Below are 23,541 nucleotides of genomic sequence, written 5' to 3' on the forward strand. Positions count from 1 at the left end.
ATTAGGGAAAAGGCGGAGCCTGCAGATACACTGGTGTACATTTTTAGCTAAGATCTGTATTCCTTTTGGTAGTAGGTTTCTCCCGAACTTTGTATCATAATAACGATGAACAATGAAAACAGGAAAAGAACTCGTATTACATTTCTGGAATAACGTATGGAGCCATCCATACGATCTGGACCTGATAGATGAACTAATGACGGAAGATTTTATCATCACCAATGCAGGTCAGCACGTACATGGCAGGAAGCAGTTCAAGGAATGGGTAAAAGGATTTCAGCAAAAGATGAAGCAGGGCCACCTGGAAAATGTTGAGATCTTCGAAAGTGCAGATGGCACAAGGGTGGTGTCCCGTTGGATCTACCGGGGATATAATCATGGCATATTTGATCTGCCTGCCGACGGCAAACATGTTGCCTTCACAGGTACAGCCGTATGGGAGATCAGGGATAACAAGTTGGCTCATAACTGGGTTGAGCGGAGCGCTTATGAACTAAGTAAATCTCATCCCAGGTAAAAAGCCTTTATAAAGTACGATTGCCTATTTTTGTAAGGATGACAGCGGCCTGCCTGTGCGCAGGCCATTTAATTTTTGTCATGTTTTATCTTTGCAAAAAATATCTGATGAAAATATTGCATACTGCGGACTGGCATATCGGGCAAACCTTTTATCAGTATGACAGAACGTATGAGCACCAGCAATTTCTGAACTGGCTGGTGGATACCATTAAGGAAAAAGACATTGAGTTGTTGATTATCAGCGGTGACGTATTTGACGTCGCAAATCCCGCTGCAAGCTCCATTAAGCTATTTTATTCTTTTCTCAATAACGCCATCAAGGCGCAACCTGACCTGCAGATCATTGTAACGGCAGGCAACCATGACTCCGCTGCCCGTCTTGAGGCGCCGAAACCACTGCTTGAATCGTCCAGCATTCACATTATTGGTATGATAGAGCGCAAGGAAGACGGTAGCATCGACTATGAAAAAATGATTGTTCCTGTTAAAGACAGACAGGGTAACACCGCACTGTGGTGCCTCGCTATTCCGTTCCTGCGTATGGGCGACTATCCATCGGTAGCCGAGAGCGCTCAACTGTATGCGGATGGGGTGTCGGCCTTGTACAAGGAGGCGTATGAATATGCGCTGACTAAAAAACAGGAAGGCCAGGGCATCATTGCAATGGCGCACTTGCATACGCTGGACGCAGAACTGTCGGACCACGATAAAACAGAACGGGTGATCATGGGTGGGATAGAATTCGTACCTGCAAAAGCATTTCATGAAGACATCCTGTATACCGCATTAGGGCACATCCATAAAGCCCAGAAGATCGGCGGAAAGGAAAATGTCCGCTATAGCGGCAGTCCGCTACCGATGTCCTTTTCCGAAATGAACTACAAACACCAGGTGGTTACTTTCGATATTACGGAAGGCAAGATCAGTGAGATAGGCTTGTGTGAAATACCTGTGACGACGGAACTACTGCGTGTACCAGCCAAGCCCTTACCATTGGCGGAAGTGCAGGAGCAGCTGTTACAATTGCCGGAGGCAGGAGAAGATCTCAGTACGGCCCCTTACCTGGAGGTGCGGGTACTGTTGGAAGGACCGGAACCAGCACTGCGTCATAAGGTAGAGACGGCACTGGCAGGCAAACATGTACGGCTGGCGAAGATAGATGTGCGGTACCCTTCCGGAGAGACGGAAGAGAACGGAGAGACGACCGTGAGCGCCGGCCAGTTACAGGAGCTCAACCCACTGGATATTTTCAAACAGATATACAGGGCGGATTATAACAGCGACACCCCGGAAGAACTGGTTGCCCTATTCAACCAGGTATTACAGGAAATCAATACAAAAGAGCAGTAAGCGCATGAGAATATTAGCCATTCGTTTTAAGAACCTGGCATCGTTGGAAGATACCAACGAGATAGATTTCACGAAAGAACCGCTTAGTCAGGCGGGTATTTTTGCCATTACAGGACCTACCGGTGCAGGTAAATCCACACTGCTGGATGCCCTTTGCCTGGCCTTATATGCTAAAACCCCACGTTACCAGCAGGCAAAAGAAACCGGTATTGAGATCCAGGACCTGGCTGGCAATAAACTCAACCAGGGCGATATCAGGGGGATCCTACGCGACGGTACTGCCGATGGTTTTGCAGAAGTGGAATTTGCCGGTACTGATGGCAACAACTATAAAGCTACCTGGTCTGTTAAACGTGCCCGTAATAAGATTGACGGGAATCTGCAGACAGATACAGTCGAATTATTTAACCTCTCCGCCAATATCGCTGTACCCGGTAAAAAGACCGAAACGCTGAAAGAAATAGAACGTCTCGTAGGGTTGAACTTCGAACAGTTCACGCGTTCCGTTTTGCTGGCACAGGGAGACTTCACTGCTTTCCTGAAGGCCGACAAAGATGCGAAAGCATCGTTACTGGAGAAACTTACCGGTACCGATATTTACTCTGACATATCAAGAACGGTATTTGAAAAATATAAACTGGCAGACCAGGACCTGAAGAACCTGAAAGCGCAGGTGGCGGGTATTGTAAGTCTGACAGAAGAACAGCACGAAAGGCTGACCGCCCAAAAAGAGGAACTGCTGAAGAAGACAGAGGAACAGGAAAAGGCCCTCACCGGCCTGACTGCTGAAGTCAACTGGCATCACTCACTGGCGGGGCTTAATGCCAGTATGGAGCAGGCGGCACAGCATCACCAGCAGGCGCTGACGGAAATGGAAAGTGCCGGTGAGCGGATCCGCACGTTTACATTGGTAGAAAATGTGCAACCGGCAAGAGGATTGATAGACGCGAAAAGAACAACGGAGGCGCAGCTGGCAGATAAATCATCCACATTGCAGGACTTGTCATCCCGTATACAACATACAACAGAAAGTCACCAGGCGGCGGTTAAACAACTGGATACAGCCAGCCAGGAAGTATCGTTGAAGCAGCAGGATATTACCCGCTATCAGCCCGACATAGACAGGGCCAAAGCATTGGACACGCTGATCGTTGAAAAGACCACGCAGGTAAAAACGGCGGAAGCAGAATCCACCATTGCGCAGCAGAAACATAATGCGCACATGGATGCGCTGGTCGAGAAAGAAAAAGAGATCGGTCATATAAACACCGGCATCACCAAACTGGAAGACTGGCAGAGAGAGCATCTCAGCAGGAAGGATATTGCCGAAAACATCATTGAGATCACCACACAGTTGGGACATGCTTCCAAGTGGCTGCCATTACAGCAAAAGCTCACGAACAACAGGCAGGACACGCTGGCATTCATTGCCGATACGGAGAAGAATGTTACAGCCCTGCAAACACAGGTAACACAATATCAGCAACAGCGATCAGCCTTAAATACAACGTATGAACAGCTGAACAACGCTCTGACTGCTATACCTGTCAATGAGATAAAGGTCAAAGAAAGCTATCTGGCTGCCAGTATCAGGGAAGCTGATACCGCGAAGGCTCATTGGGCATTACTGTTCTCTAACCTGAAGGAGAAGGAAAACACCACTCGTCAGTATGATACCTGCCGGCAAGAACTTACTGCCAGAACAGGAACGTTGCAGGAGAAACAGCAGCAACTGAAAGAAGCGCAAACGAAAAAGGAACTGGCAGACAAACTACTGCATCAGGCGAGGCTGCAGGTAGCTGAAAATGTAGAATCATTACGGGCGCAATTAATACCTGACGAACCTTGTCCGGTTTGCGGCAGCAAGGAACATCCATTCTCTGAAGAAAATCCGCTTGCACATGCATTGCTGAAAGGACTGGAGGATGAGAGCCTGGCAGCTAACCGTGTCTATAACACCCTGTCCGGAGAGATCAGCAGTCTGACGCAACTTACCGGCAGGTTGCAACAGGAAATAACAGCACATGAAAATGCACTGGCAGAAAGGAATAAACAGATAGCGTCCCTCGAAAAACAATGGCAATCATTCCAACTGGCCGATAGCAGTGTTACGGTAAGTGTAGAAGAGCGGGCTACATGGCTGGAGAATCATCTGCAACAGCTATTAGGATCCCAACAGGAGAACAACGCGCAGATCGCGCTTTATGAAGATAAAAAGCGCGAGGCGGATAAGCTGAAAGGACAACTGGAAGCGCTTGATAACAATCTGTTTACCACCAACGAACAATTAAAAGATAAACAACGGGAAAAGACCAGCAAACAGGAAACTGTGGTGCAGCTGGATGAACAGCTGGAAAACATTATAAACGATCTGCAGGTAATGACCGACCAGCTCGCGCCTTACTTCAATAATCCAAACTGGATCGACAACTGGAAGAAAGAGCCGCAGGTATTCGATGAGCGCATCCGTTCGTTTGCAAAACAGTGGAAAGAGAATGTACAACAGATAGCAGATAATACGCAGCAGCTGAAAGTTCTCAGTTCCGCCTTAGAGCAAATGCGCAGGCAGGCGCCATCTATAGCGGCGGACGTAGATAGTAAAGTGAATACCTTGAATGGGCTTAAAGGCCAGCTACAGGCATTGAACAATGAAAGAAAGGCACTGCTGAACGGTGAGGACGTCATTATCTTCGAAACCAGGCTGAAACAAGCATACGATGCCGCCATGACCGTAAAGCAAACCGCTCATGACGCGGTAACTGGTCTTAAGGAAGAATTACTTACTTATAACACCCGCAAGACACAGACAGAAAAAGATACCACCGCTCTTAAAAACAATATCGAAAAACAACATCTGGAAATTGCGACATGGATAACTGCGTATAGTGGTGAACATGGTATGCAGCTTTCCGAAGAAGAACTGATACAACTGCTCTCCTACTCCACCTCCTGGATAGATAAAGAGAGAAGGGCCATCCAGGTTATCAAACAGGCGGTTACTACCAGCGAGGCTACCCTGAAGGAAAGGACATTACAGGTAAGCAATCATACCGCTAAACGTATTACGGACCGCACCCTGGAAGAGGTGACCGCATTACTGGACGATACACGTAAAACATTAAGGGACATTACCAACGAAAGGACCAATATTGAATACCAGCTGCGGCAGGACGCTGAGAACAAATCGAAGATCGGTAACCTCCAGGCAGAGATCACGGCTAAAACTGCTATCCATGAGAACTGGAGTAAACTGAACGAGCTGATAGGATCAGCAGACGGCAAGAAGTTCAGGCAGATAGCACAGGAATATACGCTGGACATCCTGCTGGGATATGCCAATATGCATCTTCAGATGCTGACCAGCCGTTATAAGTTATTAAGGATCCCGGGCAATCTTGGTCTACAGGTACTGGATAAAGATATGGGGAATGAACTGAGGACCGTCTTCTCTCTCTCGGGTGGAGAATCTTTCCTCGTATCGCTTGCACTGGCTTTAGGATTGGCCTCTTTATCATCCAGCAAGATGAAAGTAGAATCCCTCTTTATTGATGAAGGTTTCGGCGCGCTGGACCCCGATACGCTGAACGTAGCAGTAGACGCATTGGAACGCCTGCACAACCAGGGACGTAAAGTAGGTGTGATCTCTCACGTGCAGGAAATGACAGAGCGTATACCGACGCAAATAAAGGTGATAAGACTAGCCAATGGCAAGAGCAAGGTGGAAGTGGTGGGCGGTTAACGTTCTCTCCGCTCCCACTGCTTATGCGTCCATAACCAGTATTGAGGCGATTGCATGATATCATGTTCCAGGTACCAGGCGAAGGTCTTCGTGATCTCATAAGACTCTACATCTACCGGTTCTTCTGTGAGCAGGGAAAAGTAAACGTTCCAGCCCTCGCCTATCGTCCGTTTATTTACAGAAGCGTAGATAACAACAGCATCCAGCGACTTGGCCAGTTGCTCTGCTCCGGTAAATAATCCTGTAGGCTGATGGAGGAAATCTGTCTTATATTTTGCCCTTACTGAAGGTGACTGATCGGCAATGAAGATATAAGTGTTCGGATGGTCCCGGTGCGATAGCATGAAGCGAGCCGTTTCATTGATAGCCAGCAATTTAATACCGAACCTTGTCCGTATGCGGTATAACAGCTTGTTGATGAACTGACTGGGTTCCGGTTTGTATACTGCGTAGACATCGCCCGATACATACCTGGGTAAGATATTCAGGCATTCCCAGTTGCCATAGTGTCCCAGTACCACGATCACATTCCTTCCTTCCCGATGACAATGGTCCAGGATCTCCGGGTTGTGGATCTGTATATACCTGCGGTGCTGATCTTCGGACATAGACCCTAACTTCAACGTTTCTACTGCCAGCCCGCTTAAGTGCCTGTAAAAGAGCCTTGTGATGGCCTGTATCTGTTTGTAACTCCGCTGCGGGAAAGAGCGGGAAAGGTTCTGTACAACAACATCATAACGGTACCTGACCACCTTATACAGCGACCAATAAAGTAATTTCTGTAACACCTTTAAAATACCTGCGGGCAGCAGGCTAACCAAATACACCAAAACAAACAACAGCTCATGGAGCAGGTTGCGGCGCCTCAACACAGTGGCTTCTTTTATATCGTGGCGGGCATATCCTGCGGGTCTCCTCATAGAATTAGCAGCATCATACATAGGCATTTACTTTGACCTTTAGGGCTATTTACGGGCATTCTTCCTCAATGCAAAATCCTGAATTTATCCCTATACCCGATAGTGTTTTAACGCAAATTTAGAACCGATTTATATGAAATATTAAATCTTAACTTTTCTTTGCAGGAAGGATGTTTATGCTAAATTGTTATCGTATTGAACATCAGCAACAAGGAGAATAAATACACAAGTTTACTATGTTTAAAATGAGTAAAGAGGGATGCTGATGATGTACACAGTTTGTATACTCATAAAAGTATCACGTCAGGCTGTTTCTTAAAGCTGATAGCAGTCGTGCATTTCATCTGCCGATTGATTAATTTGCACAAAATCCTATACTAAAATCCTGATACTATATGAGCGTATGGCGGCGAAAAGCTATTGAATGCATGCCGGCTGCTATGCCTCGATGGGTAAAAAGATCAAGATACTATCACATAAGGAGATTGTTACAGGAACGGCTTACAGCCGACCAAATGCTGGAGCCTGACAAGTTGTATAAATGATATTAGGAATTCGGATGTTTACATTCCTTCCAGTAATCCAGTATCTGTTTGATCTGTTTTTCGATATCACTTAAAAGATACTGTTTCACAAAGTATCCCTGTGCCGTCATTTCATATACTTCCTCTACCACTTCTTTTGATTCAATCGTGGTCAGAAATATAAAAGGAATACTCTTCTTTTTCAGGAAGGGATCCGCATCGATTATCCGTCGTAACTCGATACCGCTCATTCGGGGCAGGTTTATATCAGAGAAGATAATAAACGGTTGTTCTAAAGTTACCTGTAAGTAACGGAGCAAGTCATCTCCTCCTTCAAAGAATCTGACCTCATTTTTAACTCCAAGTGAAGCGAAGATCTTCTCATATATTTCCCGGTCGTCGTGATCGTCTTCAAGAATAAGAATCGGTCCGGTCTTAGCCATAAGATGCAGGTTTTAGCGTGATGAAATACTGAGACTCAAATACCTGCATTAGTCATGCCAGTTTTGCATAACTGAATAACGTCATTCCACATGATAAAAGGCGATATTTAGTGGCGCCCGAATGAACCATCCGCTTAAAATAGTTGTTTATCAAATACTTATAACCCGGCACAACGATTGTTTACCGGAACTGAAAAACCGGACCGTGTGCGCCAACTTCAGGTACCCGGTCATTTGCCATTTACAGACGGACAAGCCAGACATTTAACGCAATACATATGATTTCTAATGAAACCGGAAAAAAAGTTATTGTTATCGGTGGAGGATTTGCAGGACTTAATTTCGTCCAGCGTTTCTACAACAGCAAACACTACCAGGTTACGCTGGTAGACAAGAATAACTACAATTATTTCACGCCGCTGTTGTACCAGGTAGCGACCAGTTTTCTGGAGCCTTCCAGTATCAGTTATCCGTTCAGAAAATTATTCCGGGACAGGGACATCGCCTTTCGTATGGCCGGGATCTTAAGAGTAGACCCCGACGCCCAAAAAGTTTATTTAAGTGATGAGAGTATCTTGCCTTATGACTACCTGGTATTTGCGGCAGGATCGCAAACAAATTTCTATGGCATTGAAAGCATTAAAAAGAACGCCATCTCATTGAAGGGTGTTGATGATGCGCTGATCATGCGGAATACGATGCTCAAGACAATGGAGCGGGCTGCTGCGACAACCGATCCGGAGGAACGTACAAGACTACTGACCATCGTAATAGCTGGCGGCGGTCCTACTGGTGTAGAAGTTGCTGGTATGCTGGCTGAGATGCGCAAGTTCATCCTGACGAAGGATTACCCGGAACTGAAGCATGCCAAAGGCGCCATTCATATAGTGGATGGTGGAGCTAACCTGTTGGCCCCTATGAGTGAGAAGACACACAAAGGAACGTATAAAGCACTGACAGAGCTGGGTGTAAAGGTGAAGTTACACGCACATGTGACGGACTATTCAGATCAGAAGGTCAGCTTCAATGACGGAGAAATAATTGAAGCAGGAACATTGATATGGGCGGCCGGTGTGATCGCGAATACATTTGAGGGGATCCCTGCCTCCAGTCTTGGCCCTGGCAAGAGAATGAAGACGGACCACTTTAATAAGGTGGAAGGCGTGGAGAATATCTTTGCTATCGGGGATATAAGTATTCAGTTCACTGACCCGGTTTATCCGAAAGGACATCCGCAGGTAGCACAGGTAGCAATACAACAAGGCACGACGTTGGCGAAGAACTTCCTGTTACTGACAAAAGGCAAGCCTTCCAAACCGTTTAAATATTTTGACCGCGGAGACATGGCCATTGTTGGCAGACATAATGCGGTGGTAGATCTTTTTAAGCACAAAGTACATCTCAACGGCTTTATGGCATTAATCGCCTGGTTGTTCATTCACGTCATATCGCTCGTGAATTACAATAACAAGGTACGAACGCTCTACAGCTGGATCTATGCCTATCTTACGAGAGATCAGGTATTGAGAATGATCTTCCGAACATAATATTCCAGCCTGCTTATTTTATAGCCCCATTGTTGTTACCGCCCAGGTTCATGGTCGGTATTGGCAGTCTGAAGCCGATAAATACATAATTGGCGCCCTGAAAGAGATTGTAGGCCCAACCAACCTGCAGGTAATCTTTCAGGGTAGACGCCACAACGCCTATTCCCAGTTCCGGCACATCATCTTTATCAAAATCGGGCGACGATACATGCAGCCCGAAGTTCATGTCCAGCAGGTTGTTAGGTAAAGCGGAATTCCGTTTCCATTTCTGACTCATGCCTAGAATGCCTTTGAACAGTACGTTATAATAAGGCGCCATCTGCACGTCCTTCTCTATCCTGGTAGCCGTTAACGGATGTGCAAAAATAACCCCAACTGTAGCTTCCAGGTGAGGCAGGATGCGATATAAGGTCACACTGTGCGTTTCTTCCAACAGATTCTTCCTGGCATTGGTATTGGTCACCACCATCTTGATCACTACCCTGTCGCCCGACTGACGGTAGCCTGCATATAACAGGTCGGTCGTTGCTTCGGCAGGTATATCTCCCAGCGCCAATGAGTAAACTTTATCGGAAAAGCTAAGCGCCAGTTGTGCAAGGCGCTTTTCCTGCTGACCGAAATGCAGCAGATCATCCGGGATGAGCATACCGGCCAGTTCTGATATTTTGCCACTGGCAATAGCGAGGAGATTAGCGCATTGTGCCTTCACTTCGGCACTTGCTGAAGGGACATGAGACTGGAAATCGGTCAGCAGTCCTTTCATTTTATTGAACTCTTTGTTGATCGTTGTTACGTCGGACTGCAGCCTTGATATAACAGCAGTAGCATCGGCCGGTGTGTTATTTACCATAGCCTGGTAATATTGCACCCTGTCTGTCAGCAGCGCCTTTACCCGCTCGCCCTGAGCAAGGATCTGTTTTACATCTGTAACGATCTGCTGGTCTTGTAAAGTAGCCAGTACTTTCTCTCCTTCTTTCTTAAAGTCTTCAAAGTCGGTCTTCAGCTTCTGTTGCAGTATGTCTGTAAACTGACGCACGTATTCGCCGCGTAATATTTCACTGACGTTCAGTTCCCGCTGCTGGCTGCTTTTCACCCATTGCTGAATGTCTTCCAGCTGTGATAACTGTGCGTCAGTCAGTGTGAACTTCCATCGCTCCACTTCATAATATTCGCCCAGCGGATTAGCATCAAGACCGTTAAAATGCAGTGGAGACGGCAGGTTGTTATGCATCAGCCATCCTCCGATCTGGATGCGGACATCGCTATATGCGGGACTGTTAGACAATTGTTCTTCAAGATCTGCGATCCTTTTATTCAGGGCGTACAGGATACCGCCCCATATGTCGGTCACGTCTTCATAAGATTCGAAATAATCCCGCGTTTGCTGATCGCGGTCGAAGACCATAACGATTTCCTGTGCGATGGACGAGGTACGTTCAATGAAGGTGGTCAGGCTGGCTTTATCACCTCTTACGTAGTTCCTGATGGCAGCTTCCATTCCTTTTGACCATCCTTCTACTTTTTGGGTCCCCTCGTACAAGACGTTCAGCAGGTTTACAGCGTCTTGCGGCAATGGCGTACCAATACCGGCAGTATTTACCTTCCTGATAAAAGCAGAACGATCAAAGCGCACCATCAGCTGACTGTTGATATCGGCATTGTTCTTATTATCGTATGGCTTGTTATTCTGGTCTATTTCCCGGACGGTTATGACAGATTGAGAGAACGCGTGATGCGCGCTGCATAAGAAGAACAGGATAGCACATGGCAATATAAAAAGTCGCATATAATATTCTCATTAAGGTAAAACAGGGAGGATCATCCGTTCGCGTAGGCAGTCATGACAGCAGTGTTCATACTGCCCCGGCCTTTCATAAAACGGGCTCTGGTCACTCCTTCTGAAATAATATTCCTGAAAGGGGAAATTGAAAGGAGCACGAAGTCATTATAGTCAGCCAGGTTTACACGTTCATGGCTTTTCAGTTTGTTGAGCAGCGGGAGGATAGTCATTGGGGCAGTTACTTTTACAAATACAACCATTTCGTACATACTGATGCCGTTCTTTCCGATGCGTGAACGTATAAAATTGGCCGTATCTGTGGCTTCATCTGCTACATCATCGTCTCCCAGTATGAGTAAAAGCAGCTGGTCCGGTTGATCCAGCAGATCCTGGAGCGCCTTTTGTGCCTCAGCTTCTTCTGTTGGAAGTGCTACGAAGTTTTGCATTTGCAATAATTAAAGTGTGTCAGAAGTAGGCAGAAAAAGCATGAAAATACTCAATAAAAACTGAAATCCAATATTATAACTTAATTTTATTAATATATAATACTTAATATGAGCAAAGTGTACAGACAGGGCGCAAAGGGCGCACTGCTCGATGAATACGAGAAAGTTATCACCGAGTTACAGGCTGTCATTTCGGACATTCCGGATAAGGACCTTGTCACTGTTGTGGACAATGAGACGGCCGATGAAAATTGCCGTTCGGTGCAGACGGTACTCTCACACGTTGTTAATTCCGCCTACAGCTATGCCATATATATTATGCACTATTATGGTTACCAGCTGGTGCGGCCGGAGAAGACCTATCATACTTCGGCAAAGGAATATATCAGGGACCTGACGGAGGCATTTCAGTTTACGGAAACGGTGTTCCGGGATATTAAGGACAGTGAACTGGAGGAGTTTGAGGAAACAAAAAAAATTGCCGCCCGATGGGGACAGGTGTATGACATAGAGCAGATGATGGAGCATGCAATTGTACACATCCTGCGCCACAGGCGGCAGATAGAGAAGTTTAAGATCAATAACTATCTAAGCGCGCGATGATACCCCAGCCGAAGAAGCTGTTGGCAACACCTATAAGCAGTTCGTTATCGCCTTGTTGTAAGGGAACATTGAAGCTCGTATTCTCAATGGAGCAACGGCCATCAGGAAACTTTGACAGCGGCATACCATAAAGGTTCTTATCTACATAGAGATATTTTCCATTGATAAAGACCCATACTTCGTCACTGAAGCCCAGATTTAGTTTACGGGATTCGTTGCCGGCAGCATGAATGTTCGTTTTCAGCCATACGATACGGCGTTCTTTACTCGGACCGAACTTCCTTGTCAAGTTCACGAGCCCTCTCCTTTCAGCCCACATAGGCTCCCAGGCAGCTTCTTTAGCAGGCATGAACGAGTTGCTGAAATCAACGTCTTTAGTAGCCAGCGGTGCGCTCACTTTCCAGTCCCTGATATAACGGGGATCATTATCCGTAGGGTCAGGACCTTCCAGTGGAGAAAGGTTTTCCGTCTGCCCTGGTTTAATAACGAGGTTAGAGATAAATGCCTGTCCTTCGAAAGCGATGCTGCCATGTGTTGTGCTACCTTCCAGCCGTGGTATTTTCAGGGCAGGACGGGAAGTATCGTTCACATACACCCACATTTGTTTACCTGAGATGACCAGTTTGATATGGTTCCATTTGTCGCGCTGGAAGCTGGCATTCCCCTGGTAATGAGGCATCATATCCCACATATTGACGCCGCCAAGATAAGGGGTATACTGAATAGCGTCTATGGCTTCGCTATTGCCGGCTACATAGGTACGGAAGTAAAAGCATTCCCTTTCATCGAGGGAGCCCTGTCTGAAAAAGGCCATGACCATGGCATTATTAAGGGGTTCCATATCATACTCTATGGTTCCGTCTGAGAAGTCGACGTCTTTCAATATTGCAGTACCCCTCATTACCTTCATGGCTGATACGGAACGGTGGTTAAGGAATTCGACTGAATCCCGCTGGGTGATCCAGTTATCAGCTTTCAGGGCTACCGATATACGGCTTGAGGAGGATGAGGACCTACCGGGACGTTTTCCATCCTTCTGCGCCATGATATGTGTAGAAAGCAGGAGCAGGAAAAAGAAGCTGAATGTCTTGTACATGGTCTGTTGTTTTAAGTTTTCAAATGATAATGGGGCAAAGCTGAATAATAAGTAACTTGATGCCAATTCAGCAAGGATACAAGTTTGTGCGAGTCTGTTCAAGTAGATAACAAATTAATTATCAGATGGAAAACAATTTAGAAACAGATTACATACAGCGATGCCTGGCGCTGGCAGAAATACGATTTGACAGGGGTGATAACAGTGACTGGAACAGCTACGACTTCGAAAAGCTGAGTGAGTCCATCCAGGAGGCGACCGGTGTCATATTAAGTATTACGACCCTGAAGAGACTTTGGGGAAAATTATCCTATACCAATTCTCCAGCGATCACCACCTTAAATACATTGGCACAATACGCGGGGTATCCTGACTGGGGAACATTTAAACGAAAGACCCTGACCGGCAATGCACAGCAACAGGTAGGGAAACAAAAAGCCACCGTTCCCGATAGCAGCATCGATAGCATTTCCGGGCAGCTGGCTACCGATTCACCGGCTGAAGCTATAATAGCGCTTAACCGGTCAGAAACGGACAATGGGATATCAGCTGGAACACCTGGAGCCGTTACCGGACCATCTACCGGTAACAGTGGACCTACCAAAGTATCGGGAGGTGTTCATCAACGTACCCGTAGGTGGCCTTACTGGGCATTAGGCTTACTTTCAGTGGCAATCATCCTTTACGTGGCGTTGTTGTCCAATGGCAGGTCAAAGCCGGCCGCAGACCCAACGGCTTATAAATTCAGCAGTAACAAGACAGTGCTGACAGGCGTGCCCAATTCTGTCATCTTTAGATATGACGCCAGCGCTGCCAAAGACGGTGATACGGTGTTTATATCTCAATCGTGGGACGTACGCAGGAAATTTGCTGTTCCGAAAGATAAAAGGGAGTACTCCTCTATCTATTACCGGCCCGGGTACTTTAGGGCTAAACTGATGGTAGGTAAACAGATCATGAAGGAACATGACCTGATGATCAGTTCTAACGGCTGGCTGGCTATGGTTGATCCTGAGAAGGATGTACCGGTATATTTTAACAGGAAGGAGTTCCTGAAGGGCAATATCATTGAAGTAGATAAAAGTACACTGGAAGCTTATAATATTACATTGCAACCTGATAATCCACCGCTGCGTTTTTATAATGTACAGGACATGGGCGGCCTGCGGACAGATGATTTCAGTTTTGAGACTACGGTAAAAAGCAACTTTAGCGAGGGTTCTGCTGTTTGCCAGCGGATAGGGATATTGATCCTCTGTAAAAACGATATGTTCCATATTCCGCTATGTGCGAAGGGTTGTGTAGGAAATATCGGCCTCTACGCGGGCGGCAAATCACTGCAAAGCATGGACACGGACCTCTCAAAATTTGGCCGGGACCTGAACCAGTGGGTACAGTTAAAAGTAGAAGCGAAAGATAAGCATATCCGGATACTGGTGGATGGTGAAGTAGCCTGTTCTTACCCTGCCCAATATGAAGCGACCGATATCGTGGGAGTACAATACCGCTTTGAGGGGCCGGGAGCTATAAAAGATACCCGGTTCATAAAAGGAGATAAAGTTATCCAATTATAGTTTCTGGAACACTTTATGCAGTCTCTTCTGCGAGAGCAAACTTCACACATCTATGAAGGCTACTTTCAGCGAGTTGTACTATATTTAAATAATTTCTTTTCAGTAATACAGGCTACCCCAAAATATCAGGGCCTGATGTATTCACGTTTAAACCCTTGACATTCCATGATGACGACTGATGAGATTATCGACGCACTTTCCTCTTTTGCGCCGGCGCAGCGCTCCGATGATGACAACATCTCCTATTTCTACGATCTGATGGAAGGACTGAAACATAATGCTGACAGGGAAAGGGCGATAGAACCTATTTTCCGGCTTATTGAAAAGCATCCTCATTTAGATTATGGCTCACCCGGACCGCTGGCTCATACACTGGAGTCCTTTCATGATATTTACCAGCCTTACCTGTTTGCCTCGCTGGATAGGAAGCCTACGCCGCTAACAGTCTGGATGCTGAACCGCCTGACCAATGCAGATCAGAATTACCTTGAGCATAAGGCATTGACGGAGAAGATGCATGCCTTGCTGAATCATCCTGAACTGGATGAAGAGACCAGGAGTGCAGTAGAGGACTTTATAGACTTCCAGGACCATCCGGGAGAGGAATAAAGTAACAAGGCAGCAGATCAGGAGTATCTATAAGGAAACTGGTCTCTTTTCCGTTTTAACGCCTAACCTCGTCAGATGGAGAATAAATTCATCGACCTCCTCCGGTATAAAAGCATTTTTCACGTTCTTACCATTGATCTTAAAGATCATATTTACTCTGTTGTTTCTATGGGTAAACGCAAACACGACCTCATCTAAGTTCGCAAGGAGGAAAACCTCGTCTGTTTTCGAAGTGAAGCCAAGCGGATACTTAATAACTATCCTATCCTGGTACAGGTCAATATTGCGATACGAAAATGGTATCATCAAAACAAAAATCAGAGAAATAACTATCATCACGATCCTCAATGTAGTTCCTTCATTTTTAAGGAAAGCGTCTATTGTTCCATTTATCATGACACCAGCCGCTATGATGCTGACGACCGGTTGCCACAACGGATCTTTTGCATGGCAGCGTGGTAAATTGGCAACGTTGCTCTGCCCTGGCATGTTATGTAAAGGGTTGGACATAGGTATAATCTTAATTGGCATTAAAAGTAATCAAAATATCTATGCCGCAAGGCAGCATATGACGGTTCCACCGAGGGCCTTAACCAGTTCTTCAAACTTTATTTGGAACATTCGTTCCACATACTTACCTTTGCATTGGAATGAACGTTCCAAACACACACAAACACTATTAACGAAAACAGTAAATTACATTTTATGAACAGGTTAGAAAACAAGGTAGCAGTCATTACAGGTGGTAATAGCGGTATTGGATTTGCCACTGCAAAGTTATTCATAGAAGAAGGCGCTAAAGTAATCATTACAGGACGCAGGCAGGAATCGGTTGACAAAGCAGTAGAAGAACTGGGAGATCAGGCAATGGGGATTGTATCGGACACTGGTAATATGAAAGACATTAATAACCTGCGGGCGCAGGTGGCTGCCGTACATCCTTCTATTGATATTCTGTTTCTGAATGCAGGTATTGCAAAGTTTACGTCCATTGAATCGGCAGATGAAACATTCTTTGACGAGCAGTTCGACATCAATGTAAAAGGGTCTTACTTCACAATACAGCAGTTATTACCGTTGCTGAAAGATGGTTCTTCCATTGTGTTGAATACTTCCATCAACGCCCATATCGGCATGGCCAATGCGGCTATTTATGCGGCGAGTAAGGCCGCACAGCTGACCCTAATCCGTAACCTCTCTGCTGAATTCCTTAACAGGAAGATCAGGGTGAATGCCGTAAGTCCCGGACCAATTAGCACTCCGCTTTATAATAAATTAGGATTATCAGAAGAACACCTTTCTGCTACTGCAAGCGGTATTCTGTCACAAATACCTGTTGGCCGCTTTGGTACTCCGGAAGAAATAGCAAAGGTAGTACTGTTCCTGGCGTCAGAAGATTCCTCCTTCCTGCTGGGTGCAGAACTGGTAGCTGACGGTGGTATGAGTACGTTATAATTTTTTTACCTATATTTGGAACGATTATTCCAAACAATAAAACTCAGATCCGATGCCAAAAGAAGTATTATTCGACGAAGAAACGGTATTAAAAAAAGCTACTGCATTGTTCCTTAACAAAGGGTATAACGGTACTTCTATGGATGATCTTACAAAGGCAACGGGGCTGAGCCGTTCCAGTCTGTACAACTCCTTTGGAGATAAGCATAGCCTGTTTATGCGTTGTCTTACGTACTACCAGGCAGGTGAGCATGGCGCACTAAGTGACGCGGTCAGCAACATTGCATCTCCGGTGAAGAGAATAAAAGCCGCTTTTCGTTACCTGGTAGATGTTATTCTGAAGAGCGGCACGGGGAATGGGTGCCTGATCGTAAACACTACAGCGGAACTGGCAACTGTTGACAAGGAGGTATGCGAGTTCGTATTCCGGAACACGGATATTATCGAGCACCTCTTTACGCAATGGGTGAAAGAGGCGCAACAGCAGGGAGAGATCAGTAAGACCTTCACGCCGACGGCTATTGCCAGGCATCTTTTCAATACGTACGTCGGTTTACGCATCAGTGAGCAGTCGAATCCGGATAAGAAGTTCCTGGATGATATAGTGAAAGTTGCTTTATCCGTACTGGTATAATAGTTATTGATACCTATTTACTATATATTACCGAATTTAAGGGACAATAAAAAGACATTTATTTTCCCTTAAATTTTTATTTTCCCCTAACGCTTCCTACATTTAGGAATAGAGTCATGCAGTACATATCCACTTGCTGAATAAACAGAATGTTCCCCTTAAAATAACGCCAGATTCATGAAAGACTATTTATACCACTCCTCTTTCTTTTTTTACATTTTCATTTTACAATCCTAATTATTTCACCCAAAACTCACATTTATGGCAGATGGTTATATCGGCGAAATCAGAGCCTTTGGTTTCAATTTTACCCCACGTGGATGGCTACCCTGTAATGGGAACCTGTATCCCATCCAGAGTAATTCCGCTTTATTTGCTATCGTGGGCGTCCAGTATGGCGGCAACGGTACGACTAACTTTGCAGTGCCTGACCTTCGGGGCGTAGCGGCAATGGGCGTCAATCTTACACAGCCGGGCTTCAATACGCCTGGTATTACCGGTGGTTCGGAAACAGTCACGTTGACGACCAACACGATGCCCGCTCACATTCACAACATAGAGGCGGTAGTCCGTACCAGTCAGCCGCAGACAGCTGCTGCTATTTCAACACCCGGCGTTAATGCATACCTGACAAACGGCTATTCTGTTACGGCCAATAAGGGTATTGTCGTCTATTCCAACGCCAAGTCAGGAAACGTGTTAAATCCGCAGACGATAGGGATTGCCGGAGGCACTACGCCCCATCCTAACATGGACCCTTACCTGGCAATGACCTATTGCATTTGCGCAGAAGGCGTCTTCCCTCAAAGGCCCTGATCAGTAACCTCATTTTTTCACCTTATCTTATCAAAAATCGTTATGGAAAATTATCTCGGAGAGATCCGGTTATTCCCTTATACGCAGATACCCAGGGGATGGGTGATCTGCAGCGGGCAAACATTGCCTATAGCCCAGAACCAGGCGTTGTTCGCCCTCTTAGGCGTCTATTATGGAGGTAATGGTACGACCACTTTCATGCTGCCTAATCTGAACGGCAGAACGATCGTTGGTACGGGCACCAGCAAAAGCGGTACCAGCTACATGATCGGTGAGGCTGCAGGTACAGAGACCGTTACATTAGTGCAATCCAATCTACCGGCGCATACACACCTTGTAAGCGCCAATACATCATATGATACCGGTAGTCCGAATACCAACTTCTTTGCGAATCCGAATACGCCTACCAGTCCTTCACAACCGGGGCAAAACACGGGTACAGTGAACCTCTTTGCCCCGGCGGGAGGACCGTTGGTGAGTATGGCGCCTTCCATTACTCCTACTGGCGGCAATCAGCCTCACACGAACAGGATGCCGTACATAGCAATGAATTACTGTATTGCTACACAAGGTATCTTCCCATCAAGGTCATAAACATCATTCGAAAACATCTAACTGATTTTATATGGATAATTACTTAGGCGAGATCAGGCTATTTGCCGGCAATTTCGCCCCTGTAGGATGGGCGCTCTGCAATGGCGCACTCCTGCCGATCAGCCAGTATGAGGCTTTGTTCACACTACTTGGTACGCAATACGGCGGCGACGGGCAAACCACATTTGCATTGCCCGACCTGCGGCAGCGGATCGCAGTAAGTACAGGGTTGATATCTCCTTCGGGAGGCAGCCAGACCTATACACTGGGACAGATGGCCGGCACTCCGAATGTAACGCTGCTGCAATCCAACATCCCGTCGCACACACATGCGCTTGTGGCTACTAACACAACCGCTACCACCGGTGATCCGACGAACAACCTGCTGGCTGTTACCAACGGTAATAACAATACCGGGCCTACGGCTTATCCTGACGTCAACCTTTACACTACGCTGCCTTTACCATCGGGCGGTACGTCCACACCAAATGCGTTGCTGGACCCAGCCTCCATGAACCCGACCGGGCAAACGCAGCCACACGATAACTCGATGCCATATGTAGTGATGTACTATATCATTGCCACTGAAGGCATCTATCCTTCTTCTTTTTGAGTAAACAAACTATGCGCATAGGTATTATCTCCAACTGCGATCTGTTTATTCCGATGGCATACACACTTGCAAACCAGGGTTTGCAGGTGTGTATCTTTTATGCTCCGTCGGAAGACCCGATCGTTCATCAGAAAGTGAACGGCTTTATACAAGCGTCCAAACTGCCTTCCAGGTATGAAACAAACCCGGCGGACGATGTATATGACTGGCTGAAAGATACACAGCCGGAAACGGTGTTTGTGTGTGGCTACCGGCACCTGCTGGATGTAACACGCTTCAGCGGTGTGCCAGCCTATAATATACATCCCGGTCCGCTTCCCTCCTTCCGCGGTCCGTCGCCTGCATTCTGGCAACTGAAAACAGGACAGCCTACGCTGGGGTTTACCATTCATGAACTGTCTTCCCGTTTTGATGCGGGCAAGGTGGTATGGACAAGGAGCATTGCTAATTTGCCGCAATACCATTATGGCATGGTACAACAGTTATGCAGCCAGTTATGTGTGGAGGGTGTGGCTATTATTTTAAATGCGTTACGGCAGCTGGCGCCATTTCCCGAAATAGCAGCAACAGAGGGGACGACAGGCGCTTATCATAAACGGCCGCAATTGAAAGATGTATTGATTGACTGGGGCAAGATGGATGCATTAGAGATCTGCAACCTTATCAGGGCTTGTAATCCCTGGAACAAAGGGGCGCTAACTGTCTTTCAGGGACAGGAAGTCAAACTCATGGATGGCATGGTAACTGAATTGCAGACAGCCCATCCACCAGGCACCATAATGGTCCGGGGAGATGGGTTGTACATTGCTTGTGCCGGTGGCAAGAGTATTAAGTCCAATATGCTTTATATGCATGATGGTTATTTGCCTTCATATCATACAAGCATATACGGACTTAATCATGGTGTGAGATTAGGTTCCTGATCAAGGAGCACTTATCTCAGAACCGAAGTCTGTACCAGCAGCGCCGCCGCCGAGTGTAATTTCATTAACAGCAAGAATTGTCATACCTGGAGTCTCCCATTGGGGCTTGTTTTGCATTTGCTCGTTTTTCATATTTGGATATTTGAGTTACTAAAAAAAATATGGGTATCTGAGTTACAGCAAGTTAAGAAAATTTATCATCAAAAACATATCCCTTTTTTTGCAGAGCGGCCACGACCATACTACTGATAACGCCCTGCGTTATTCTGATCATAGCCAATTCATCTTTGCTGGCGCAGGTTTGCAGGCTATCTCTTGACAGATAATATCTGAACCCTGCGTGATCGTTGTCCGATTCGAGGATACGTGTTATGTTATGTTTACTGCTTGTTATACGTGTAAAGAAATCGGGCGAATACATCCCCTTATCTGTTCTCCATTGTATTTCAGGAGGCAGGACACCCTGCATGGCGTGCCGCAACAGGCTTCGTTTATAGCCTCCATATATGAACAGTTCCGGGGGAACGTCCATCATAAATTCCATTACATTTTTACTTAGTAAAGGAACTGCGGAACGCATGCCATATGTTTCATTCCTGTTAGCGAGCATGGCCGGGAATAAGCCTGTACGGCCGCTACTGATGTTTTCCAGCATCGCTTCCCTGATATTTCGTATGGAGCCGAATGTAAGCGTGTCACGATAACTGTTATAAAAATTGTCCTGCAGACCAAGTCCGATATGACTGACTTTCGGCTTGTTCATTTTCTTGTACCAAGATGTGTGCCGGATATATTCTCTTTTCACAATTGGCCAGAGCGGCTTCCTTTCTGTTCTTGAAAATGTTTTCAAGAGCTTCCAGGCACTACCGAACGCGCCTCTGTTAATCATATTATAAATGACGGGATTGCCTTTCCAGGACACCCAATGATCGCCGCCGTAGCCGGTGAAGAGCACGCCAATTCCATTATTCTGCGCTGCTTCCAGGATAGCATGGTCCATATAGTAAAAGACGTTGGGGAACACTTCGTCTTTTTCAAATGCATGTAATGTATCCTGAAAAGGGCCGGTACCTTCTGCGTGTACGTAATGCTGTATGATATTAGGGCAAGCGCGTCCGACGATATCAATATACTTCCGCTCGTCTTCTCCTTCTGATCCTTCATGCAGTACGGATGAGAAAGCGTACAGTGGCCTGTTCATCTCTGCCAGCATCGGCGCCAGGATACACGCTACGGAAGATGAGTCCAGTCCTCCGCTCAAGGTGATACCGACAGGCTTATCTCCGCAGATCCTGTTCCTTACGGCCGTCTTCAACAGGTCCTGCAAACACGCTGTCCATTCATTGAATTTCTTAAAATGGTATTTACCCGGAGCAGGCGTCCAATATTTTTTTATGCGGACCGTATTGTCCTGCAGTGTAAGCATATTTCCTGCGCACAGTGCATAAACATCTTTTGTATAAGTACCGGCGGGATCTGTTTGCCGGAAATAATATTCGATCAGACTAACCTCATTGAATATATGCGGGCCGGGCTTTACTGCAAGGATGCCCTTCTGTTCGGTGCAGAAGATAAACATCTCAGGCGAGTCGTAGTAATATAGGGCCCTGCACCCCATGTGATCTGTAGCAAGCAGCAGCCGTTGTTCATTCTTATGCCAGATGCCAAATGCAAATTCCCCTTCGAGGTGTTGTACGCAATCATTCCCCCATTTGCGATAGGCATAATATAATAAGATCTCATCAGACACTTCAGCCGGGAGGTCCGTCTGTTGCAGCAGGTAAGGCCTATTATCGAGTAGCAGGTCTGCTGCGATAATAACATCCTCCGGAAAAAAAGGCATAACAGGGGCCGTTTCTGTTGTTAAGAACCGAAGGGTACATTGACCGATCAGCACATTGTCATGGTTGCAGGTATACTGGCCGTTGACGGCCCTGTGCTGCATTGCGCCGACCATCAGATCCACGGTATTTTTTGTTACCGGCTTTCCATTCTTATTGATTATCCCGAATATGGCGCTCATCAGCTCAGCTTTTAAAACGTGCGATAACAATAAATTGAGCGGCTTCTTTGCCACCGGTGACGATCACTCCTTCACTTTCCAGCCAGGCGTGCGCCTGCAATTCATCACCCACTTTATTGATACCAAAGAAGACGATGCCGGACATATTCCTGCAGGAGAGCATGATCTTTCCGGCAAGCGCCTGTTCAAAACATTTTGCTCTCCAGGGCGACCAGGCGGCCGCCCTTTTAATGGCAGTACGTATCCTTTTTGGGCGGAGTGATGTAGGGGTACCGGACGTATTATCATCATCAACACTCTTACCCAGCAGGGGCGCTATTTTTCTGAATGGCATGAAGACAAGCATACAGCGGGCTATGGCAATACAGATCCATGCCTGTACGAAGAGCAGTATTGCGGAGACATTTCTTTTCATCACATAATTGAAGTTACTACGTCCAATAATGCATCGGGCTCACATATGAAAGGGCGTGACACCTGATGTACTTCCGAGCCATTCACTAATTTACTGATAACATCGAAACAGAGCGCACGCATAGTGGGTTGTCTGAAAAAAGATGCTTTATAAATATGTTGCACAACTGCCGCGAACGCTTCACTTCCGTATAACTGCTTATGATGAATACCCTCCATTTCGTCCTGCGCATCCAGCAGGATGATCCTTTCAACGGGATAATGCTGTGTATCGAAAGCGCCGTGAAAGAAAAAACCGTACTTCTCAAAGCCGGGTACAATGGGGAATGAGCGATCGTCCAGCTGTAATGTCTTCATAGAATTTTCCCATAGCTTGATCATGGGATAAGACGCGATGCCACTGATACGGTCATCGTCGGGCAACTCTTCGAGTACAGTGATATCATCACTAAAGATCTTGTATTGCCGTTTTCTCAGTCCGGCGAGCGTCGTGGACTTACCGGCGCCTGACTGTCCGGCGATAAGCGTCAGCCGGCCATTTACAATAACGGCGGCAGTATGCAAAGGGATCTGTCTTCTCTGTTGCAGAATGCCTGCCATGGCAGCACCGAGTACAAAGAGGCGGACGACGCGTTCCTGCACATCGCTAGGGTAAGGCTGGATAACGATACTGTTACCGCCAGTGACATAATAACTGGTAAGACCGTCTACCGAGAAGACCAGTTCCCGGTCGTTCATCTTGTAGGTAATGCGGCCCATTGAGAAGAGCGTGATGGCATCAACAGCAGGTATTTCCCCCAGGGTAATATTTACGTCAGCGTGCTTAAAATCGAACGGCAGCAACTCAGGGAATTCAATTTCGGATGTAATATGCAGGCCAAAGCCCCAATATTTATACATGGACAGCGAACTATTTCTG

Annotated in this window: 22 protein-coding genes; 13 read left to right on the forward strand and 9 right to left on the reverse strand. The window is 46.4% G+C overall.

What is annotated here, in order from left to right:
- Positions 1–112: 112 nt before the first annotated feature.
- The 3 genes from C7475_RS05300 to C7475_RS05310 all read left to right on the forward strand — a co-directional run bounded on the left by C7475_RS05300 (position 113) and on the right by C7475_RS05310 (position 5,608).
- Complete coding sequence (locus tag C7475_RS05300; RefSeq protein ID WP_110052822.1) at positions 113–517, forward strand: ester cyclase; 405 nt, start codon at positions 113–115, stop codon at positions 515–517.
- A gap of 107 nt (positions 518–624) precedes the next feature.
- On the forward strand, positions 625–1,869 hold the full coding sequence (locus C7475_RS05305; RefSeq protein WP_110051876.1) for an exonuclease SbcCD subunit D C-terminal domain-containing protein: 1,245 nt from the start codon (positions 625–627) through the stop codon (positions 1,867–1,869).
- 4 nt (positions 1,870–1,873) lie between these two features.
- The gene (locus C7475_RS05310) at positions 1,874–5,608 is read left to right on the forward strand and encodes an AAA family ATPase (RefSeq protein ID WP_110051879.1); all 3,735 of its coding nucleotides are present in this window, start codon (positions 1,874–1,876) and stop codon (positions 5,606–5,608) included.
- Here C7475_RS05310 and C7475_RS05315 read toward each other — a convergent pair.
- Together C7475_RS05315 and C7475_RS05320 are read right to left on the reverse strand one after the other, a co-directional pair.
- Positions 5,605–6,528 (reverse strand): lysophospholipid acyltransferase family protein, encoded by a 924-nt coding sequence (locus tag C7475_RS05315; RefSeq protein WP_233259767.1) that lies wholly within the window; start codon positions 6,526–6,528, stop codon positions 5,605–5,607. The genes C7475_RS05310 and C7475_RS05315 overlap by 4 nt on opposite strands.
- Before the next feature lie 547 nt (positions 6,529–7,075).
- Positions 7,076–7,495: a response regulator gene (locus C7475_RS05320; RefSeq protein WP_110051881.1), complete on the reverse strand. Its 420-nt coding sequence runs from the start codon at positions 7,493–7,495 to the stop codon at positions 7,076–7,078.
- 278 nt (positions 7,496–7,773) lie between these two features.
- Between C7475_RS05320 and C7475_RS05325 the strand changes: the two genes are divergently transcribed.
- Complete coding sequence (locus tag C7475_RS05325; protein WP_110051884.1) at positions 7,774–9,042, forward strand: NAD(P)/FAD-dependent oxidoreductase; 1,269 nt, start codon at positions 7,774–7,776, stop codon at positions 9,040–9,042.
- A 13-nt stretch (positions 9,043–9,055) separates the two neighbouring features.
- Here the strand turns inward: C7475_RS05325 and C7475_RS05330 are convergent, their stop codons facing one another.
- Together C7475_RS05330 and C7475_RS05335 are read right to left on the reverse strand one after the other, a co-directional pair.
- Positions 9,056–10,828 (reverse strand): hypothetical protein, encoded by a 1,773-nt coding sequence (locus tag C7475_RS05330; protein WP_146217476.1) that lies wholly within the window; start codon positions 10,826–10,828, stop codon positions 9,056–9,058.
- Between the two features lie 32 nt (positions 10,829–10,860).
- Complete coding sequence (locus tag C7475_RS05335; RefSeq protein WP_110051889.1) at positions 10,861–11,268, reverse strand: hypothetical protein; 408 nt, start codon at positions 11,266–11,268, stop codon at positions 10,861–10,863.
- A 108-nt stretch (positions 11,269–11,376) separates the two neighbouring features.
- On the opposite strand from C7475_RS05335, the gene C7475_RS05340 reads away from it, so the two are divergent.
- A complete protein-coding gene (locus C7475_RS05340) occupies positions 11,377–11,871 on the forward strand; it encodes a DinB family protein (protein WP_110051892.1) in 495 nt (164 codons plus the stop codon).
- On the opposite strand, the gene C7475_RS05345 is transcribed toward C7475_RS05340, so the two are convergent.
- Entirely contained in the window at positions 11,846–12,967 is a 1,122-nt protein-coding gene (locus C7475_RS05345) for a hypothetical protein (RefSeq protein WP_110051894.1), read from the reverse strand. The two genes, C7475_RS05340 and C7475_RS05345, sit on opposite strands and share 26 nt — an antisense overlap.
- 125 nt (positions 12,968–13,092) lie before the next feature.
- On the opposite strand from C7475_RS05345, the gene C7475_RS05350 reads away from it, so the two are divergent.
- Positions 13,093–14,541 carry a hypothetical protein gene (locus C7475_RS05350; RefSeq protein ID WP_110051897.1) on the forward strand — a complete coding sequence of 483 codons (1,449 nt, stop codon included), beginning with the start codon at positions 13,093–13,095 and terminating at the stop codon, positions 14,539–14,541.
- A 165-nt stretch (positions 14,542–14,706) separates the two neighbouring features.
- Positions 14,707–15,150, forward strand: a complete 444-nt coding sequence (locus C7475_RS05355; RefSeq protein ID WP_146217477.1) for a hypothetical protein — start codon at positions 14,707–14,709, stop codon at positions 15,148–15,150.
- 27 nt (positions 15,151–15,177) lie between these two features.
- Here the strand turns inward: C7475_RS05355 and C7475_RS05360 are convergent, their stop codons facing one another.
- The gene (locus tag C7475_RS05360) at positions 15,178–15,639 is read right to left on the reverse strand and encodes a hypothetical protein (RefSeq protein ID WP_110051901.1); all 462 of its coding nucleotides are present in this window, start codon (positions 15,637–15,639) and stop codon (positions 15,178–15,180) included.
- A 216-nt stretch (positions 15,640–15,855) separates the two neighbouring features.
- On the opposite strand from C7475_RS05360, the gene C7475_RS05365 reads away from it, so the two are divergent.
- The 6 genes from C7475_RS05365 (at position 15,856) to C7475_RS05390 (ending at position 20,185) form a co-directional block, all read left to right on the forward strand.
- On the forward strand, positions 15,856–16,605 hold the full coding sequence (locus C7475_RS05365; RefSeq protein WP_110051904.1) for an SDR family oxidoreductase: 750 nt from the start codon (positions 15,856–15,858) through the stop codon (positions 16,603–16,605).
- A 52-nt stretch (positions 16,606–16,657) separates the two neighbouring features.
- Positions 16,658–17,239 carry a TetR/AcrR family transcriptional regulator gene (locus C7475_RS05370; protein WP_110051907.1) on the forward strand — a complete coding sequence of 194 codons (582 nt, stop codon included), beginning with the start codon at positions 16,658–16,660 and terminating at the stop codon, positions 17,237–17,239.
- Between the two features lie 261 nt (positions 17,240–17,500).
- Entirely contained in the window at positions 17,501–18,055 is a 555-nt protein-coding gene (locus C7475_RS05375; RefSeq protein ID WP_110051909.1) for a phage tail protein, read from the forward strand.
- 42 nt (positions 18,056–18,097) lie between these two features.
- Positions 18,098–18,649: a phage tail protein gene (locus C7475_RS05380; RefSeq protein WP_110051912.1), complete on the forward strand. Its 552-nt coding sequence runs from the start codon at positions 18,098–18,100 to the stop codon at positions 18,647–18,649.
- Between the two features lie 31 nt (positions 18,650–18,680).
- Positions 18,681–19,262, forward strand: a complete 582-nt coding sequence (locus C7475_RS05385) for a phage tail protein (protein WP_110051915.1) — start codon at positions 18,681–18,683, stop codon at positions 19,260–19,262.
- Positions 19,259–20,185 carry a methionyl-tRNA formyltransferase gene (locus C7475_RS05390; protein ID WP_146217478.1) on the forward strand — a complete coding sequence of 309 codons (927 nt, stop codon included), beginning with the start codon at positions 19,259–19,261 and terminating at the stop codon, positions 20,183–20,185. The genes C7475_RS05385 and C7475_RS05390 overlap by 4 nt, the downstream gene beginning before the upstream one ends.
- A 184-nt stretch (positions 20,186–20,369) precedes the next feature.
- Here C7475_RS05390 and C7475_RS05395 read toward each other — a convergent pair whose 3' ends face one another.
- Genes C7475_RS05395 through C7475_RS05405 form a run of 3 tightly spaced genes read right to left on the reverse strand, consistent with a single transcriptional unit; the run spans position 20,370 to position 23,522 of the window.
- Entirely contained in the window at positions 20,370–22,208 is a 1,839-nt protein-coding gene (locus C7475_RS05395; protein WP_110051922.1) for an asparagine synthase-related protein, read from the reverse strand.
- A gap of 4 nt (positions 22,209–22,212) precedes the next feature.
- Positions 22,213–22,623 carry a lasso peptide biosynthesis B2 protein gene (locus C7475_RS05400; protein WP_110051925.1) on the reverse strand — a complete coding sequence of 137 codons (411 nt, stop codon included), beginning with the start codon at positions 22,621–22,623 and terminating at the stop codon, positions 22,213–22,215.
- Complete coding sequence (locus C7475_RS05405) at positions 22,623–23,522, reverse strand: serine kinase (protein WP_110051929.1); 900 nt, start codon at positions 23,520–23,522, stop codon at positions 22,623–22,625. The genes C7475_RS05400 and C7475_RS05405 overlap by 1 nt, the downstream gene beginning before the upstream one ends.
- Positions 23,523–23,541 lie beyond the last annotated feature (19 nt).

Origin of the sequence: Chitinophaga sp. S165 (genome assembly GCF_003182155.1) — a bacterium.
Classification (GTDB): Bacteria; Bacteroidota; Bacteroidia; order Chitinophagales; family Chitinophagaceae; genus Chitinophaga.